The sequence below is a fragment of the Aquimarina macrocephali genome (assembly GCF_051627225.1).
Taxonomy (GTDB): domain Bacteria; phylum Bacteroidota; class Bacteroidia; order Flavobacteriales; family Flavobacteriaceae; genus Aquimarina; species Aquimarina macrocephali.
The window spans coordinates 5,572,357-5,594,355 of sequence record NZ_CP151795.1 but is presented as its reverse complement, the minus strand read 5'-3'; the positions used below and the strand labels follow the sequence as shown (position 1 = coordinate 5,594,355).

General features: G+C 44.2%; 1 protein-coding gene. It reads left to right on the top strand.

What is annotated here, in order from left to right; genetic code table 11:
* Positions 1 to 78 precede the first annotated feature (78 nt).
* The gene (locus tag AAFU52_RS24685; RefSeq protein WP_438424120.1) at positions 79 to 21,996 is read left to right on the top strand and encodes an Ig-like domain-containing protein; all 21,918 of its coding nucleotides are present in this window, start codon (positions 79 to 81) and stop codon (positions 21,994 to 21,996) included.
* The last annotated feature ends 3 nt before the right edge of the window (positions 21,997 to 21,999 follow it).

The window sequence follows — 21,999 nt, the reverse complement described above, 5'->3', positions numbered from 1 at the left end:
ATGAAAATCAATACACGATTCTTGTTTCTAATACAACTCATATTCATCTTGATAAATAGATTGTTAGGTTTTTGTTTAGTGCAAAAAAACACTTTTGAACATAAAAAGAGTAGCAATTTATCAATAGTATATGGAGTTGTCTTTATGCTTGTAGGTTCTTTGGGGTATGGACAGTTTAGCTGTCCTTCTACATTTTATCAGGTCATTAGCGGGGAATTAAAAAGTTACGATGCAATTACAGGTCAATATTCAGCTGCAATTAGTACAAATGATCTCTATAACGCTACTGGTTATAATAGAGTTGACAATTTTGTATATGCTATAGGAAAAGCAGGAGCCATAACGGACCACTTGATACGTATTGATTCAGATGGATCTATAGCCGATCTTGGACTATTAACAAATAAAGGATCAGGAGGTAGATCAGGTGATGTAGATGAAAGTGATAATTTATGGATCGATAGGGGTGATCACTACGACAGGATTGAAAATCTATCAACCCTTCCAATCGGAGGATCACCAGCAGTTGTAACCGTTAACTTTACAGGACCGGTAGGAGAGACTAATGATGTCGCTTTTATTAATGGAAAACTATATGGAGTTAATAATAATGGTGAACTAATTACCTGGGATGTTGGCACTTTAACCAAAACGATAACGGGTGGATTAAGTACTCCCACAGCTACCAATTTTGGAGCAGCATTTACAGATGATCAGGATCGTTTGTATGTGGCATATAATGACGGAGGGTTATATTTAATCAATGATTATACAACAGGAACACCAACAGCTTCTTATTTAAACTCTACAGTGGCTACGCCTAGCAATGATGGATTTTCATGTCCCACAGCATCGTCAGCTATAGATCAGGATGGCGATAATAATCTGGATCCATTGGATTTGGATTTAGATGGTGATGGCCTTACCAATATAAATGAATCACCTTCAGACCCTTTTGCCGATGGTGATACAGATCTGGTTTTTGCATATTTAGATGATGATGATGCAGATGGAGCAACGGGTAATGTGGATGGAGTGGTTGAAGCCGCTTTTGATACCGATGGAGATGGAGTTCCCGATTTTTACGACCTGGATAGTGATAATGATGGAATCTACGATGTAGTTGAAGCCGGACACGGTTTAGCACATACCAATGGTAGAATTACCGGTCAGGATACAGGATCAGGAGCTAATGGACTTTTTGATGGAGTAGAAACTGTAGCAGAATCAGGAACAATTAATTATACAATAGCAGATACAGATACGGTAGGAAACCCTAATTTTCAATCTACAAATAGTGATGGAGATACATGTAGTGATGTTCGAGAAGCTGGTTTTACAGATGAAAGTAGTGACGGTATTTTAGGGCCTCTTGTCGTAACCGTTAATGAAGACGGAGTAGTGACTAGTGCAGTAGATGGATATACCACTCCTAATGCAGATTATATTAATGGTGGAGTAGTGTCAGCATCATGCTCACTTACTCCATTTAGCTGCCCTCAAAACTTTTTTCAAATTATCTCTGGAGAGTTAAAAAGTTACGATGCCATAACAGGAGAATATTCTGATCCCATTGCAGTGAGTCAATTATATAACGCAACAGGGTATAATAGAATTGATGATTATGTGTATGCCATTGGTAAAGGAGGAGGCTCAAGCCCTATTAATAATCATTTACTTCGTATAGGAGTAGATGGAGCTTTTCAGGATTTAGGAGCATTAACTAATATGGGATCCGGCGGTATATCCGGCGATGTTGATGCTAGTGATAACCTATGGATTAATCGAGGAAAGCATTATGACAAGATAGAAAACTTATCCACCTTACCAGTTGGAGGTTCACCCGCAGTAGTTACGGTTACTTTTACAGGAGGAACAAATAAAAATACAAATGATGTAGTTTTTATCAGCGGAAAATTATACGGTGTTAGCAACAATGATAAATTAATTAATTGGGATCTTACTTCACTTGTTAAAACAGAAATATCAGGTCTGGGAACGCCTACAGCAACCAATTTTGGAGCTGCATTTACTGATGCAGAAAACCGCTTATATGTTTCCTATAATAATGGAGGGATGTATCTGGTTAACGATTACACCACTGTAACCCCTTCTGTAACACTTTTAAATAATACAATTGCTACGACCAGTAACGATGGATTTGCTTGTCCTACAGCATCTTCTGCTTTTGATTTGGATGGCGATCTCGTTTTAGATCCATGGGATCTGGATGTAGATAATGATGGAATTCCTAATTTAAATGAATCCCCATCTGATCCATATGCAGATGGAGATACAGATAATATCTTTGCTTATCTTGATGATAATGATGCCGATGCAGGAACAGGAAATGCAGATGGAGCAGTCGAAACTGCATTTGATACCGATGGAGATGGAGTTCCTGATTTTTATGATCTGGATAGTGATAATGATGGTATCTACGATGCTATAGAATCAGGTCATGGATTTGCTACCAGTAATGGAAGAATCAATGGAGCAGATACGGGATCAGGAAATAACGGGCTTTACGACAGTATAGAGACGGTTGCAGAATCCGGAATACTTAATTATACAATAACAAACACAGATGCAGCTGGAGACTTTGATTTTGAGTCTCTTGATAGTGATGCAGATGGTTGTAGTGATGCCAATGAAGCATATAATAACTGGAATGCAGATGGCGCAAATGGAGGGGTCTATAATCCATGGAATGCTGCTACAGAACCACTTACAGTAACTGCGAATACTGTGAATCATGACGGTCTAGTCGTCGCAGCAGCATATACTACAGGAGCAGTAGCTGCTGTAACAAATAATGCAATAACTACAGGTTGTGAGGATGGTGATGGAGTTACGGGAACAGTAGAAGATGCAGGACCTAATGGAGGAGATGGAAATGGAGATGGAATATTGGATTCTTCACAAGGAAATGTAGCTACTATACCAATAGCAGATGGTACAGGGTATGTAACAATAGAAACCACAGGGATTTGTTTTCAGATCTCAAGCATCAGCACTGTATTAGAATCAGAGTTGGCAGCTAATGATGCAACATATCATTATCCTTATGGATTGGTAGATTTTACTTTAGATTGTATAACTCCGGGAGACGATGTAACAGTTACTTACTATTGGCATATCACTAATTCTTTAGCAGGATTTACATATCGTAAATATGGACCAAATACTCCGGGAGGAGCCTCAGATATTTATCAGGATTTTACAACGGCATTAAATACTACTACAATAGGAGCAAGAACAATAGCTACAGCTTCTTATAATCTTACAGACGGTATATTTGGTGATGATACAGTTTCAGATGGACAAATTATTGATCCAGCCGGACCAGCTCTTTTAACCGTAAATTCAGATGGTGATGGTATTATGGATTCTGTTGATTTAGATGATGATAATGATGGAATTCTTGATATAGACGAATGTAATCTGGGCGGAGGATCATTTGGAGTCGAATTAGTAGATGACGCAAATACAACTTTTGAAATTACAGCAGAAAATAATGCTACTACTTTAGCTAATTTATTATTTGCTCCCAACTCTGACCTTACTTTGGTATCTGCTACTGTCAATGAAGGTAGCGGAGCAGTAACACAAATAGGTACATTTAATGATGGAGATCGGGTGACCGATAGTGGAGGAGCTTTAAATGCATTTCTTGGGTTTGATCGGGGAATTATCTTTTCTTCGGGTAATGTTCTTGAATTAGATGATAATTTGTCTAATCAATTCTCATCACCTAATGCATTAGGTGATGGAATTAATGGGACAGGTGCTGCAGGGGGTGGTAAGGATGCTGATTTTGGTGGAGGTAGTACAGAATTTGATGTCTCTAGCCTTGAAATAGTAGTTAATATTCCCGCAGAAACAGTAATCTCAGGTCAGTTTGTTTTCGCTTCAGAAGAATATAATGATTATGTAAACACAGGATTAAACGATGCTCCTAAAATATTTATAAATGGAACCAACTTAGCATTAACGCCTTCTGGTGCACAACTAAGTATTGATACTGTAAATAATACCGTAGATAGTGGATCATATACAGATAATGAAACGGTTCCTACGGCTATAAACATAGAAGCAGATGGTTTTACATCTACAATAACTTTTTCTGCAGTGTTAAATGCAGGAAATAATACAATCAAAATTGGTGTAGCTGATAATGGAGATAATCTTTTTGACTCCTGGTTAGCTTTTAAGGCAAATTCTTTTGTTTTATGTTTTGATAGAGATACTGATGGTGATAACATTGTAGATCGTCTGGATTTGGATAGTGATAATGATGGAATTTATGATGCTGTTGAGGCAGGTCATAATCAAACACATGTAAATGGAGTAGTTTCCGGAGCTGTAGGTGGAGATGGAGTACCAGATGCGGTTCAGGCACCTGGAAGTGAAAGTAGCGGAACCATAAATTATACAATTGCTGATAGTGATACAGATAGTAATTATAATTTTTTAGAATTAGATAGTGATGCCGATGGGTGTAATGATGTTATTGAAGCTGGATTTACCGATGGTGATAATAATGGGTACCTGGGTACCGGTACTTTTGGAGCTGGTCTTACAGTAGATGGAAATGGAGTAGTCACCTCGGGAACCGATGGGTATACTGGTACTAATGCCAATGTGACTACAGCAGGAACAGCACCATCAATTACTACACAACCGTCGAATTCAGCTATATGTACAGGAGCAGATACTACATTTGCAGTGGTGACTTCTAATGCTGATACATATCAGTGGCAATTGTTTAATGGTAGTACCTGGGATGATTTAACAGATACAGGAATTCATAGTACTACCACTACAGCTACATTAACCATTACAAATGCTTTGGTAGCAGATAGCGGTAATCAATACCGTGTTATTGTTTCTAGTTCAACATATGTATGTAATCCAGTAACTTCGGAAATAAGAACACTTACGGTAAATGCTTTACCAACCGCAGCGGCCATCACTGGCCCAACAGCAGTATGTTTAGGATCGACTATAGATTTAACAGAAGGAACAACCGGTACAATAGCCTGGAGCTCTTCTAACCTGGCAGTAGCCACTATAGATGGAAGTGGAGTAGTAACAGCAGTAAGTGCTGGTACGACAGATATTACCTATACCGTAACAGATGGTAATGGGTGTACATCAACGTCTTCAGCGGTGCATACGGTAACGGTAAATACTTTACCAACCGCAGCGGCGATCACTGGCCCAACCGCAGTATGTTTAGGATCAACCATAGATTTAACAGAAGGAACAACCGGTACAATAGCCTGGAGCTCTTCTAACCTGGCAGTAGCCACTATAGATGGAAGTGGAGTAGTAACAGCAGTAAGTGCTGGTACGACAGATATTACCTATACCGTAACAGATGGTAATGGGTGTACATCAGCGTCTTCAGCGGTGCATACCGTAACGGTAAATACTTTACCAACCGCAGCGGCCATCACCGGACCAACAGCAGTATGTTTAGGATCAACCATAGATTTAACAGAAGGAACAACCGGTACAATAGCCTGGAGCTCTTCTAACCTGGCAGTAGCCACAATAGATGGAAGTGGAGTAGTAACAGCAGTAAGTGCTGGTACGACAGATATTACCTATACCGTAACAGATGGTAATGGGTGTACATCAGCTTCTTCTGCGGTGCATACGGTAACGGTAAATACTTTACCAACCGCAGCGGCCATCACTGGCCCAACCGCAGTATGTTTAGGATCAACCATAGATTTAACAGAAGGAACAACCGGTACAATAGCCTGGAGCTCTTCTAACCTGGCAGTAGCCACTATAGATGGAAGTGGAGTAGTAACAGCAGTGTCTGCTGGTACTACAGATATTACCTATACCGTAACAGATGGTAATGGGTGTACATCAACGTCTTCAGCGGTGCATACGGTAACGGTAAATACTTTACCAACCGCAGCGGCGATCACCGGACCAACCGCAGTATGTTTAGGATCAACCATAGATTTAACAGAAGGAACAACCGGTACAATAGCCTGGAGCTCTTCTAACCTGGCAGTAGCCACTATAGATGGAAGTGGAGTAGTAACAGCAGTAAGTGCTGGTACGACAGATATTACCTATACCGTAACAGATGGTAATGGGTGTACATCAGCGTCTTCAGCGGTGCATACCGTAACGGTAAATGCTTTACCAACCGCAGCGGCCATCACTGGCCCAACAGCAGTATGTTTAGGATCGACTATAGATTTAACAGAAGGAACAACCGGTACAATAGCCTGGAGCTCTTCTAACCTGGCAGTAGCCACAATAGATGGAAGTGGAGTAGTAACAGCAGTGTCTGCTGGTACTACAGATATTACCTATACCGTAACAGATGGTAATGGGTGTACATCAGCTTCTTCAGCGGTGCATACCGTAACGGTAAATGCTTTACCAACCGCAGCGGCGATCACCGGACCAACAGCAGTATGTTTAGGATCAACCATAGATTTAACAGAAGGAACAACCGGTACAATAGCCTGGAGCTCTTCTAACCTGGCAGTAGCCACTATAGATGGAAGTGGAGTAGTAACAGCAGTAAGTGCTGGTACGACAGATATTACCTATACCGTAACAGATGGTAATGGGTGTACATCAACGTCTTCAGCGGTGCATACGGTAACGGTAAATACTTTACCAACCGCAGCGGCCATCACTGGCCCAACCGCAGTATGTTTAGGATCGACTATAGATTTAACAGAAGGAACAACCGGTACAATAGCCTGGAGTTCTTCTAACCTGGCAGTAGCCACTATAGATGGAAGTGGAGTAGTAACAGCAGTAAGTGCTGGTACGACAGATATTACCTATACCGTAACAGATGGTAATGGGTGTACATCAACGTCTTCGGCGGTGCATACGGTAACGGTAAATGCCTTACCAACCGCAGCAGCGATCACCGGCCCAACAGCGGTATGTTTAGGATCGACTATAGATTTAACAGAAGGAACAACCGGTACAATAGCCTGGAGCTCTTCTAACCTGGCAGTAGCCACGATAGATGGAAGTGGAGTAGTAACCCCAGTAAGTGCTGGTACGACAGATATTACCTATACCGTAACCGATGGTAATGGGTGTACATCAGCTTCTTCAGCGGTGCATACCGTAACGGTAAATACTTTACCAACCGCAGCGGCCATCACCGGACCAACAGCAGTATGTTTAGGATCAACCATAGATTTAACAGAAGGAACAACCGGTACAATAGCCTGGAGCTCTTCTAACCTGGCAGTAGCCACTATAGATGGAAGTGGAGTAGTAACAGCAGTAAGTGCTGGTACGACAGATATTACCTATACCGTAACAGATGGTAATGGGTGTACATCAGCTTCTTCTGCGGTGCATACGGTAACGGTAAATACTTTACCAACCGCAGCGGCCATCACTGGCCCAACCGCAGTATGTTTAGGATCAACCATAGATTTAACAGAAGGAACAACCGGTACAATAGCCTGGAGCTCTTCTAACCTGGCAGTAGCCACTATAGATGGAAGTGGAGTAGTAACAGCAGTGTCTGCTGGTACTACAGATATTACCTATACCGTAACAGATGGTAATGGGTGTACATCAACGTCTTCAGCGGTGCATACGGTAACGGTAAATACTTTACCAACCGCAGCGGCGATCACCGGACCAACCGCAGTATGTTTAGGATCAACCATAGATTTAACAGAAGGAACAACCGGTACAATAGCCTGGAGCTCTTCTAACCTGGCAGTAGCCACTATAGATGGAAGTGGAGTAGTAACAGCAGTAAGTGCTGGTACGACAGATATTACCTATACCGTAACAGATGGTAATGGGTGTACATCAGCGTCTTCAGCGGTGCATACCGTAACGGTAAATGCTTTACCAACCGCAGCGGCCATCACTGGCCCAACAGCAGTATGTTTAGGATCGACTATAGATTTAACAGAAGGAACAACCGGTACAATAGCCTGGAGCTCTTCTAACCTGGCAGTAGCCACAATAGATGGAAGTGGAGTAGTAACAGCAGTAAGTGCTGGTACGACAGATATTACCTATACCGTAACAGATGGTAATGGGTGTACATCAGCTTCTTCAGCGGTGCATACCGTAACGGTAAATGCTTTACCAACCGCAGCGGCGATCACCGGACCAACAGCAGTATGTTTAGGATCAACCATAGATTTAACAGAAGGAACAACCGGTACAATAGCCTGGAGCTCTTCTAACCTGGCAGTAGCCACTATAGATGGAAGTGGAGTAGTAACAGCAGTGTCTGCTGGTACTACAGATATTACCTATACCGTAACAGATGGTAATGGGTGTACATCAGCTTCTTCGGCGGTGCATACGGTAACGGTAAATACTTTACCAACCGCAGCGGCCATCACTGGCCCAACCGCAGTATGTTTAGGATCGACTATAGATTTAACAGAAGGAACAACCGGTACAATAGCCTGGAGTTCTTCTAACCTGGCAGTAGCCACTATAGATGGAAGTGGAGTGGTAACAGCAGTGTCTGCTGGTACGACAGATATTACCTATACCGTAACAGATGGTAATGGGTGTACATCAACGTCTTCAGCGGTGCATACGGTAACGGTAAATGCTTTACCAACCGCAGCGGCGATCACTGGCCCAACCGCAGTATGTTTGGGATCAACCATAGATTTAACAGAAGGAACAACCGGTACAATAGCCTGGAGCTCTTCTAACCTGGCAGTAGCCACAATAGATGGAAGTGGAGTAGTAACACCGGTAAGTGCTGGTACTACTGATATTGTCTATAGGGTTACTGATGGTAATGGGTGTACATCAAATTTTTCAGCCGCTCACACCGTAACGGTAAATGCTTTACCAACCGCAGCAGCGATCACTGGCCCAACCGCAGTATGTTTAGGATCAACCATAGATTTAACAGAAGGAACAACCGGTACAATAGCCTGGAGCTCTTCTAACCTGGCAGTAGCCACTATAGATGGAAGTGGAGTAGTAACAGCAGTAAGTGCTGGTACTACAGATATTACCTATACCGTAACAGATGGTAATGGGTGTACATCAGCTTCTTCAGCGGTGCATACCGTAACGGTAAATACCTTACCAACCGCAGCAGCGATCACCGGACCAACCGCAGTATGTTTAGGATCAACCATAGATTTAACAGAAGGAACAACCGGTACAATAGCCTGGAGCTCTTCTAACCTGGCAGTAGCCACTATAGATGGAAGTGGAGTAGTAACAGCAGTAAGTGCTGGTACGACAGATATTACCTATACCGTAACAGATGGTAATGGGTGTACATCAACGTCTTCAGCGGTGCATACGGTAACGGTAAATGCTTTACCAACCGCAGCAGCGATCACTGGCCCAACCGCAGTATGTTTAGGATCAACCATAGATTTAACAGAAGGAACAACCGGTACAATAGCCTGGAGTTCTTCTAACCTGGCAGTAGCCACTATAGATGGAAGTGGAGTGGTAACAGCAGTGTCTGCTGGTACGACAGATATTACCTATACCGTAACAGATGGTAATGGGTGTACATCAGCGTCTTCAGCGGTGCATACGGTAACGGTAAATACTTTACCAACCGCAGCGGCGATCACCGGACCAACAGAGGTATGTTTAGGATCAACCATAGATTTAACAGAAGGAACAACCGGTACAATAGCCTGGAGCTCTTCTAACCTGGCAGTAGCCACTATAGATGGAAGTGGAGTAGTAACACCGGTAAGTGCTGGTACTACTGATATTGTCTATAGGGTTACTGATGGTAATGGGTGTACATCAAATTTTTCAGCCGCTCACACCGTAACGGTAAATGCTTTACCAACCGCAGCAGCGATCACTGGCCCAACCGCAGTATGTTTAGGATCAACCATAGATTTAACAGAAGGAACAACCGGTACAATAGCCTGGAGTTCTTCTAACCTGGCAGTAGCCACTATAGATGGAAGTGGAGTGGTAACAGCAGTGTCTGCTGGTACGACAGATATTACCTATACCGTAACAGATGGTAATGGGTGTACATCAGCTTCTTCAGCGGTGCATACGGTAACGGTAAATACTTTACCAACCGCAGCGGCGATCACCGGACCAACCGCAGTATGTTTAGGATCAACCATAGATTTAACAGAAGGAACAACCGGTACAATAGCCTGGAGCTCTTCTAACCTGGCAGTAGCCACTATAGATGGAAGTGGAGTAGTAACACCGGTAAGTGCTGGTACTACTGATATTGTCTATAGGGTTACTGATGGTAATGGGTGTACATCAAATTTTTCAGCCGCTCACACCGTAACGGTAAATGCTTTACCAACCGCAGCAGCGATCACTGGCCCAACCGCAGTATGTTTAGGATCAACCATAGATTTAACAGAAGGAACAACCGGTACAATAGCCTGGAGTTCTTCTAACCTGGCAGTAGCCACTATAGATGGAAGTGGAGTGGTAACAGCAGTGTCTGCTGGTACGACAGATATTACCTATACCGTAACAGATGGTAATGGGTGTACATCAGCGTCTTCAGCGGTGCATACGGTAACGGTAAATACTTTACCAACCGCAGCGGCGATCACCGGACCAACAGAGGTATGTTTAGGATCAACCATAGATTTAACAGAAGGAACAACCGGTACAATAGCCTGGAGCTCTTCTAACCTGGCAGTAGCCACTATAGATGGAAGTGGAGTGGTAACAGCAGTAAGTGCTGGTACTACAGATATTACCTATACCGTAACAGATGGTAATGGGTGTACATCAGCGTCTTCAGCGGTGCATACGGTAACGGTAAATACTTTACCAACCGCAGCGGCGATCACCGGACCAACAGAGGTATGTTTAGGATCAACCATAGATTTAACAGAAGGAACAACCGGTACAATAGCCTGGAGCTCTTCTAACCTGGCAGTAGCCACTATAGATGGAAGTGGAGTGGTAACAGCAGTAAGTGCTGGTACTACAGATATTACCTATACCGTAACAGATGGTAATGGGTGTACATCAACATCTTCAGCGGTGCATACCGTAACGGTAAATGCTTTACCAACCGCAGCGGCGATCACTGGCCCAACCGCAGTATGTTTAGGATCAACCATAGATTTAACAGAAGGAACAACCGGTACAATAGCCTGGAGTTCTTCTAACCTGGCAGTAGCCACTATAGATGGAAGTGGAGTAGTAACAGCAGTAAGTGCTGGTACGACAGATATTACCTATACCGTAACAGATGGTAATGGGTGTACATCAACGTCTTCAGCGGTGCATACGGTAACGGTAAATACTTTACCAACCGCAGCAGCCATCACCGGACCAACCGCAGTATGTTTAGGATCGACTATAGATTTAACAGAAGGAACAACCGGTACAATAGCCTGGAGTTCTTCTAACCTGGCAGTAGCCACTATAGATGGAAGTGGAGTAGTAACACCGGTAAGTGCTGGTACTACTGATATTGTCTATAGGGTTACTGATGGTAATGGGTGTACATCAAATTTTTCAGCCGCTCACACCGTAACGGTAAATGCTTTACCAACCGCAGCAGCGATCACTGGCCCAACCGCAGTATGTTTAGGATCAACCATAGATTTAACAGAAGGAACAACCGGTACAATAGCCTGGAGTTCTTCTAACCTGGCAGTAGCCACTATAGATGGAAGTGGAGTGGTAACAGCAGTGTCTGCTGGTACGACAGATATTACCTATACCGTAACAGATGGTAATGGGTGTACATCAGCTTCTTCGGCGGTGCATACGGTAACGGTAAATGCTTTACCAACCGCAGCGGCGATCACTGGCCCAACAGCAGTATGTTTAGGATCGACTATAGATTTAACAGAAGGAACAACCGGTACAATAGCCTGGAGCTCTTCTAACCTGGCAGTAGCCACAATAGATGGAAGTGGAGTAGTAACAGCAGTGTCTGCTGGTACTACAGATATTACCTATACCGTAACAGATGGTAATGGGTGTACATCAGCTTCTTCAGCGGTGCATACCGTAACGGTAAATGCTTTACCAACCGCAGCGGCGATCACTGGCCCAACCGCAGTATGTTTAGGATCAACCATAGATTTAACAGAAGGAACAACCGGTACAATAGCCTGGAGTTCTTCTAACCTGGCAGTAGCCACAATAGATGGAAGTGGAGTAGTAACAGCAGTAAGTGCTGGTACTACTGATATTGTCTATAGGGTTACTGATGGTAATGGGTGTACATCAAATTTTTCAGCCGCTCACACCGTAACGGTAAATGCTTTACCAACCGCAGCAGCGATCACTGGCCCAACCGCAGTATGTTTAGGATCAACCATAGATTTAACAGAAGGAACAACCGGTACAATAGCCTGGAGCTCTTCTAACCTGGCAGTAGCCACTATAGATGGAAGTGGAGTAGTAACAGCAGTAAGTGCTGGTACTACAGATATTACCTATACCGTAACAGATGGTAATGGGTGTACATCAGCTTCTTCAGCGGTGCATACCGTAACGGTAAATACCTTACCAACCGCAGCAGCGATCACCGGACCAACCGCAGTATGTTTAGGATCAACCATAGATTTAACAGAAGGAACAACCGGTACAATAGCCTGGAGCTCTTCTAACCTGGCAGTAGCCACTATAGATGGAAGTGGAGTAGTAACAGCAGTAAGTGCTGGTACGACAGATATTACCTATACCGTAACAGATGGTAATGGGTGTACATCAACGTCTTCAGCGGTGCATACGGTAACGGTAAATGCTTTACCAACCGCAGCAGCGATCACTGGCCCAACCGCAGTATGTTTAGGATCAACCATAGATTTAACAGAAGGAACAACCGGTACAATAGCCTGGAGTTCTTCTAACCTGGCAGTAGCCACTATAGATGGAAGTGGAGTAGTAACAGCAGTAAGTGCTGGTACGACAGATATTACCTATACCGTAACAGATGGTAATGGGTGTACATCAGCGTCTTCAGCGGTGCATACGGTAACGGTAAATACTTTACCAACCGCAGCGGCGATCACCGGACCAACAGAGGTATGTTTAGGATCAACCATAGATTTAACAGAAGGAACAACCGGTACAATAGCCTGGAGCTCTTCTAACCTGGCAGTAGCCACTATAGATGGAAGTGGAGTAGTAACACCGGTAAGTGCTGGTACTACTGATATTGTCTATAGGGTTACTGATGGTAATGGGTGTACATCAAATTTTTCAGCCGCTCACACCGTAACGGTAAATGCTTTACCAACCGCAGCAGCGATCACTGGCCCAACCGCAGTATGTTTAGGATCAACCATAGATTTAACAGAAGGAACAACCGGTACAATAGCCTGGAGTTCTTCTAACCTGGCAGTAGCCACTATAGATGGAAGTGGAGTGGTAACAGCAGTGTCTGCTGGTACGACAGATATTACCTATACCGTAACAGATGGTAATGGGTGTACATCAACGTCTTCAGCGGTGCATACGGTAACGGTAAATACTTTACCAACCGCAGCAGCGATCACCGGACCAACAGAGGTATGTTTAGGATCAACCATAGATTTAACAGAAGGAACAACCGGTACAATAGCCTGGAGCTCTTCTAACCTGGCAGTAGCCACTATAGATGGAAGTGGAGTGGTAACAGCAGTGTCCGCTGGTACTACAGATATTACCTATACCGTAACAGATGGTAATGGGTGTACATCAGCTTCTTCGGCGGTGCATACGGTAACGGTAAATACTTTACCAACCGCAGCGGCCATCACTGGCCCAACAGAGGTATGTTTAGGATCAACCATAGATTTAACAGAAGGAACAACCGGTACAATAGCCTGGAGTTCTTCTAACCTGGCAGTAGCCACAATAGATGGAAGTGGAGTGGTAACAGCAGTAAGTGCTGGTACGACAGATATTACCTATACCGTAACAGATGGTAATGGGTGTACATCAGCGTCTTCAGCGGTGCATACGGTAACGGTAAATACTTTACCAACCGCAGCGGCGATCACCGGACCAACCGCAGTATGTTTAGGATCAACTATAGATTTAACAGAAGGAACAACCGGTACAATAGCCTGGAGTTCTTCTAACCTGGCAGTAGCCACAATAGATGGAAGTGGAGTAGTAACAGCAGTAAGTGCTGGTACGACAGATATTACCTATACCGTAACAGATGGTAATGGGTGTACATCAGCGTCTTCAGCGGTGCATACGGTAACGGTAAATACTTTACCAACCGCAGCGGCGATCACCGGCCCAACCGCAGTATGTTTAGGATCAACCATAGATTTAACAGAAGGAACAACCGGTACGATAGCCTGGAGCTCTTCTAACCTGGCAGTAGCCACGATAGATGGAAGTGGAGTGGTAACAGCAGTAAGTGCTGGTACTACAGATATTACCTATACCGTAACAGATGGTAATGGGTGTACATCAGCGTCTTCAGCGGTGCATACGGTAACGGTAAATGCTTTACCAACCGCAGCGGCGATCACTGGCCCAACCGCAGTATGTTTAGGATCGACTATAGATTTAACAGAAGGAACAACCGGTACGATAGCCTGGAGCTCTTCTAACCTGGCAGTAGCCACGATAGATGGAAGTGGAGTAGTAACAGCAGTGTCTGCTGGTACGACAGATATTACCTATACCGTAACAGATGGTAATGGGTGTACATCAACGTCTTCAGCGGTGCATACGGTAACGGTAAATACTTTACCAACCGCAGCGGCGATCACTGGCCCAACCGCAGTATGTTTGGGATCAACCATAGATTTAACAGAAGGAACAACCGGTACAATAGCCTGGAGCTCTTCTAACCTGGCAGTAGCCACTATAGATGGAAGTGGAGTGGTAACAGCAGTAAGTGCTGGTACGACAGATATTACCTATACCGTAACAGATGGTAATGGGTGTACATCAACGTCTTCAGCGGTGCATACCGTAACGGTAAATACTTTACCAACCGCAGCGGCGATCACCGGCCCAACCGCAGTATGTTTAGGATCAACCATAGATTTAACAGAAGGAACAACCGGTACAATAGCCTGGAGCTCTTCTAACCTGGCAGTAGCCACTATAGATGGAAGTGGAGTAGTAACAGCAGTAAGTGCTGGTACGACAGATATTACCTATACCGTAACAGATGGTAATGGGTGTACATCAACGTCTTCAGCGGTGCATACGGTAACGGTAAATACTTTACCAACCGCAGCAGCGATCACCGGCCCAACCGCAGTATGTTTAGGATCAACCATAGATTTAACAGAAGGAACAACCGGTACAATAGCCTGGAGCTCTTCTAACCTGGCAGTAGCCACTATAGATGGAAGTGGAGTGGTAACAGCAGTGTCCGCTGGTACTACAGATATTACCTATACCGTAACAGATGGTAATGGGTGTACATCAGCTTCTTCGGCGGTGCATACGGTAACGGTAAATACTTTACCAACCGCAGCGGCCATCACTGGCCCAACAGAGGTATGTTTAGGATCAACCATAGATTTAACAGAAGGAACAACCGGTACAATAGCCTGGAGTTCTTCTAACCTGGCAGTAGCCACTATAGATGGAAGTGGAGTGGTAACAGCAGTAAGTGCTGGTACGACAGATATTACCTATACCGTAACAGATGGTAATGGGTGTACATCAACGTCTTCAGCGGTGCATACCGTAACGGTAAATGCTTTACCAACCGCAGCGGCGATCACCGGCCCAACCGCGGTATGTTTAGGATCAACCATAGATTTAACAGAAGGAACAACCGGTACAATAGCCTGGAGTTCTTCTAACCTGGCAGTAGCCACAATAGATGGAAGTGGAGTAGTAACAGCAGTGTCTGCTGGTACGACAGATATTACCTATACCGTAACAGATGGTAATGGGTGTACATCAACGTCTTCAGCGGTGCATACGGTAACGGTAAATGCTTTACCAACCGCAGCGGCGATCACCGGCCCAACCGCAGTATGTTTAGGATCAACCATAGATTTAACAGAAGGAACAACCGGTACAATAGCCTGGAGTTCTTCTAACCTGGCAGTAGCCACGATAGATGGAAGTGGAGTAGTAACAGCAGTGTCTGCTGGTACGACAGATATTACCTATACCGTAACAGATGGTAATGGGTGTACATCAGCGTCTTCAGCGGTGCATACGGTAACGGTAAATGCTTTACCAACCGCAGCGGCGATCACCGGCCCAACCGCAGTATGTTTAGGATCAACCATAGATTTAACAGAAGGAACAACCGGTACAATAGCCTGGAGTTCTTCTAACCTGGCAGTAGCCACAATAGATGGAAGTGGAGTAGTAACACCGGTAAGTGCTGGTACGACAGATATTACCTATACCGTAACAGATGGTAATGGGTGTACATCAGCGTCTTCAGCGGTGCATACGGTAACGGTAAATACTTTACCAACCGCAGCGGCGATCACCGGCCCAACCGCAGTATGTTTAGGATCGACTATAGATTTAACAGAAGGAACAACCGGTACAATAGCCTGGAGTTCTTCTAACCTGGCAGTAGCCACGATAGATGGAAGTGGAGTGGTAACAGCAGTGTCTGCTGGTACGACAGATATTACCTATACCGTAACAGATGGTAATGGGTGTACATCAGCTTCTTCGGCGGTGCATACGGTAACGGTAAATACTTTACCAACCGCAGCGGCGATCACCGGCCCAACCGCAGTATGTTTAGGATCAACCATAGATTTAACAGAAGGAACAACCGGTACAATAGCCTGGAGTTCTTCTAACCTGGCAGTAGCCACGATAGATGGAAGTGGAGTGGTAACAGCAGTGTCCGCTGGTACTACAGATATTACCTATACCGTAACAGATGGTAATGGGTGTACATCAACGTCTTCAGCGGTGCATACGGTAACGGTAAATACTTTACCAACCGCAGCAGCGATCACCGGACCAACAGAGGTATGTTTAGGATCAACCATAGATTTAACAGAAGGAACAACCGGTACAATAGCCTGGAGCTCTTCTAACCTGGCAGTAGCCACTATAGATGGAAGTGGAGTGGTAACAGCAGTGTCCGCTGGTACTACAGATATTACCTATACCGTAACAGATGGTAATGGGTGTACATCAGCTTCTTCGGCGGTGCATACGGTAACGGTAAATACTTTACCAACCGCAGCGGCCATCACTGGCCCAACAGAGGTATGTTTAGGATCAACCATAGATTTAACAGAAGGAACAACCGGTACAATAGCCTGGAGTTCTTCTAACCTGGCAGTAGCCACAATAGATGGAAGTGGAGTGGTAACAGCAGTAAGTGCTGGTACGACAGATATTACCTATACCGTAACAGATGGTAATGGGTGTACATCAGCTTCTTCAGCGGTGCATACGGTAACGGTAAATACTTTACCAACCGCAGCGGCGATCACCGGACCAACCGCAGTATGTTTAGGATCAACCATAGATTTAACAGAAGGAACAACCGGTACAATAGCCTGGAGTTCTTCTAACCTGGCAGTAGCCACAATAGATGGAAGTGGAATAGTAACAGCAGTAAGTGCTGGTACTACAGATATTACCTATACCGTAACAGATGGTAATGGGTGTACATCAGCTTCTTCGGCGGTGCATACGGTAACGGTAAATACTTTACCAACCGCAGCGGCGATCACCGGCCCAACCGCAGTATGTTTAGGATCAACCATAGATTTAACAGAAGGAACAACCGGTACAATAGCCTGGAGTTCTTCTAACCTGGCAGTAGCCACGATAGATGGAAGTGGAGTGGTAACAGCAGTGTCCGCTGGTACTACAGATATTACCTATACCGTAACAGATGGTAATGGGTGTACATCAACGTCTTCAGCGGTGCATACGGTAACGGTAAATGCTTTACCAACCGCAGCGGCGATCACCGGACCAACCGCAGTATGTTTAGGATCAACCATAGATTTAACAGAAGGAACAACCGGTACAATAGCCTGGAGTTCTTCTAACCTGGCAGTAGCCACGATAGATGGAAGTGGAGTAGTAACAGCAGTGTCTGCTGGTACGACAGATATTACCTATACCGTAACAGATGGTAATGGGTGTACATCAGCGTCTTCAGCGGTGCATACGGTAACGGTAAATACTTTACCAACCGCAGCGGCGATCACCGGCCCAACCGCAGTATGTTTAGGATCGACTATAGATTTAACAGAAGGAACAACCGGTACAATAGCCTGGAGTTCTTCTAACCTGGCAGTAGCCACGATAGATGGAAGTGGAGTGGTAACAGCAGTGTCTGCTGGTACGACAGATATTACCTATACCGTAACAGATGGTAATGGGTGTACATCAGCTTCTTCGGCGGTGCATACGGTAACGGTAAATACTTTACCAACCGCAGCGGCGATCACCGGCCCAACCGCAGTATGTTTAGGATCAACCATAGATTTAACAGAAGGAACAACCGGTACAATAGCCTGGAGTTCTTCTAACCTGGCAGTAGCCACGATAGATGGAAGTGGAGTGGTAACAGCAGTGTCCGCTGGTACTACAGATATTACCTATACCGTAACAGATGGTAATGGGTGTACATCAACGTCTTCAGCGGTGCATACGGTAACGGTAAATGCTTTACCAACCGCAGCGGCCATCACCGGACCAACCGCAGTATGTTTAGGATCAACCATAGATTTAACAGAAGGAACAACCGGTACAATAGCCTGGAGTTCTTCTAACCTGGCAGTAGCCACTATAGATGGAAGTGGAGTAGTAACAGCAGTGTCTGCTGGTACGACAGATATTACCTATACCGTAACAGATGGTAATGGGTGTACATCAGCGTCTTCAGCGGTGCATACGGTAACGGTAAATACTTTACCAACCGCAGCAGCGATCACTGGCCCAACCGCAGTATGTTTAGGATCAACCATAGATTTAACAGAAGGAACAACCGGTACAATAGCCTGGAGCTCTTCTAACCTGGCAGTAGCCACTATAGATGGAAGTGGAGTAGTAACACCGGTAAGTGCTGGTACGACAGATATTACCTATACCGTAACAGATGGTAATGGGTGTACATCAGCTTCTTCAGCGGTGCATACGGTAACGGTAAATACTTTACCAACCGCAGCGGCGATCACCGGACCAACCGCAGTATGTTTAGGATCAACCATAGATTTAACAGAAGGAACAACCGGTACAATAGCCTGGAGTTCTTCTAACCTGGCAGTAGCCACAATAGATGGAAGTGGAATAGTAACAGCAGTAAGTGCTGGTACTACAGATATTACCTATACCGTAACAGATGGTAATGGGTGTACATCAGCTTCTTCGGCGGTGCATACGGTAACGGTAAATACTTTACCAACCGCAGCGGCGATCACCGGCCCAACCGCAGTATGTTTAGGATCAACCATAGATTTAACAGAAGGAACAACCGGTACAATAGCCTGGAGTTCTTCTAACCTGGCAGTAGCCACGATAGATGGAAGTGGAGTGGTAACAGCAGTGTCCGCTGGTACTACAGATATTACCTATACCGTAACAGATGGTAATGGGTGTACATCAACGTCTTCAGCGGTGCATACGGTAACGGTAAATGCTTTACCAACCGCAGCGGCGATCACCGGACCAACCGCAGTATGTTTAGGATCAACCATAGATTTAACAGAAGGAACAACCGGTACAATAGCCTGGAGTTCTTCTAACCTGGCAGTAGCCACGATAGATGGAAGTGGAGTAGTAACAGCAGTGTCTGCTGGTACGACAGATATTACCTATACCGTAACAGATGGTAATGGGTGTACATCAGCGTCTTCAGCGGTGCATACGGTAACGGTAAATGCTTTACCAACCGCAGCGGCGATCACCGGACCAACCGCAGTATGTTTAGGATCAACCATAGATTTAACAGAAGGAACAACCGGTACAATAGCCTGGAGTTCTTCTAACCTGGCAGTAGCCACGATAGATGGAAGTGGAGTAGTAACAGCAGTGTCTGCTGGTACGACAGATATTACCTATACCGTAACAGATGGTAATGGGTGTACATCAGCGTCTTCAGCGGTGCATACGGTAACGGTAAATGCTTTACCAACCGCAGCGGCGATCACCGGACCAACCGCAGTATGTTTAGGATCAACCATAGATTTAACAGAAGGAACAACCGGTACAATAGCCTGGAGTTCTTCTAACCTGGCAGTAGCCACAATAGATGGAAGTGGAGTAGTAACACCGGTAAGTGCTGGTACGACAGATATTACCTATACCGTAACAGATGGTAATGGGTGTACATCAGCGTCTTCAGCGGTGCATACGGTAACGGTAAATGCTTTACCAACCGCAGCGGCGATCACCGGACCAACAGAGGTATGTTTAGGATCGACTATAGATTTAACAGAAGGAACAACCGGTACAATAGCCTGGAGTTCTTCTAACCTGGCAGTAGCCACAATAGATGGAAGTGGAGTAGTAACACCGGTAAGTGCTGGTACGACAGATATTACCTATACCGTAACAGATGGTAATGGGTGTACATCAGCTTCTTCGGCGGTGCATACGGTAACGGTAAATACTTTACCAACCGCAGCGGCGATCACCGGCCCAACCGCAGTATGTTTAGGATCGACTATAGATTTAACAGAAGGAACAACCGGTACGATAGCCTGGAGCTCTTCTAACCTGGCAGTAGCCACGATAGATGGAAGTGGAGTGGTAACAGCAGTGTCTGCTGGTACGACAGATATTACCTATACCGTAACAGATGGTAATGGGTGTACATCAACGTCTTCAGCGGTGCATACCGTAACGGTAAATGCCTTACCAACTATTATTGTAACTAGTGAACCGATTTGTTCTGAAGATTCGGCGACATATTCATTAGAAGTAACTGTAAGCTCAGGAACAGTCACAAGTACTTCGGGTACCGTGACTAATACTTCTGGTAACATATGGAGAATTGCTGGAGTGACATCAGGAGTAAATATTGATATTACCGTAACTTCTCCTAATGGTTGTCAAGGAACGATATCAGTAAATACTGTATTATGTATTGATGCCAATCATGATATTGTAAATATTGATGGAGATATAGGAGGTAGTTCTGTTAATATAGTTGAAAATAATGATACAATAAATGGAAATGTAGCTATTTTAGGTACTAATGTTACGATAACGATTAATGATACGAGTCCTGGAGATGGTGTTAGTTTAGATCCTGTTACTGGGATAGTAACAGTATTACCAAATACTCCCCCTGGAGAATATACAATTACCTATACTTTGTGTAGTGTAGCTACTCCGGTTGTTTGTGATGATGCTATAATAGTTATTACGGTAACAGGTACGAACGATATTTCCAATTTAGCATTAACCAAAACTGCTACTTATGTAGATGCAAATGGTGATGATATCCCTAATGCAGGAGATGAGATACAATACACATTTACAGTAGAGAATACAGGTAATGTAAGTATAACCAATATTATTCTTACTGATCCGCTGCCAGGAGTTGAAGTGACAGGAGGCCCAATTAATTTAGCTGTGGGAGAAATGGATACAGATAGTTTTACGGCAAGATATACTATAACAGAAGAAGATTTACTTTCTGGAAATGTGTCTAATCAAGCTACTGTAACAGGACAGAATCCAAGTGGTCAGGATGTATCAGATATATCTGATGATCCATTGAATGATACCAATGTCGACTTAGATAATGATGGGGATTTTGAAGATGAAACGGTTTTTGTTATTGAATCAGAAGAAATCATTATTTATACTGGAATGTCACCTAACGGAGACGGAGTCAATGATGAATTCAGAATAATGGGATTAAGGGATTTTCCTAAGAATACTTTGGAAATATTTAACCGTTGGGGTGTTAAAGTGTTTGAACAGGAAGGATATGAACAACCAGGTTCAAGATTCTTTAGAGGAGCCTCTAATGGACGACAAACCATAAAAGGGAATGAGGAGTTACCGGTAGGAACTTATTATTATATTCTGAAATATGAAAATGCTATTGGGATTACTAAATCTAAAGCAGGATACTTATACATTAATAGATAATTA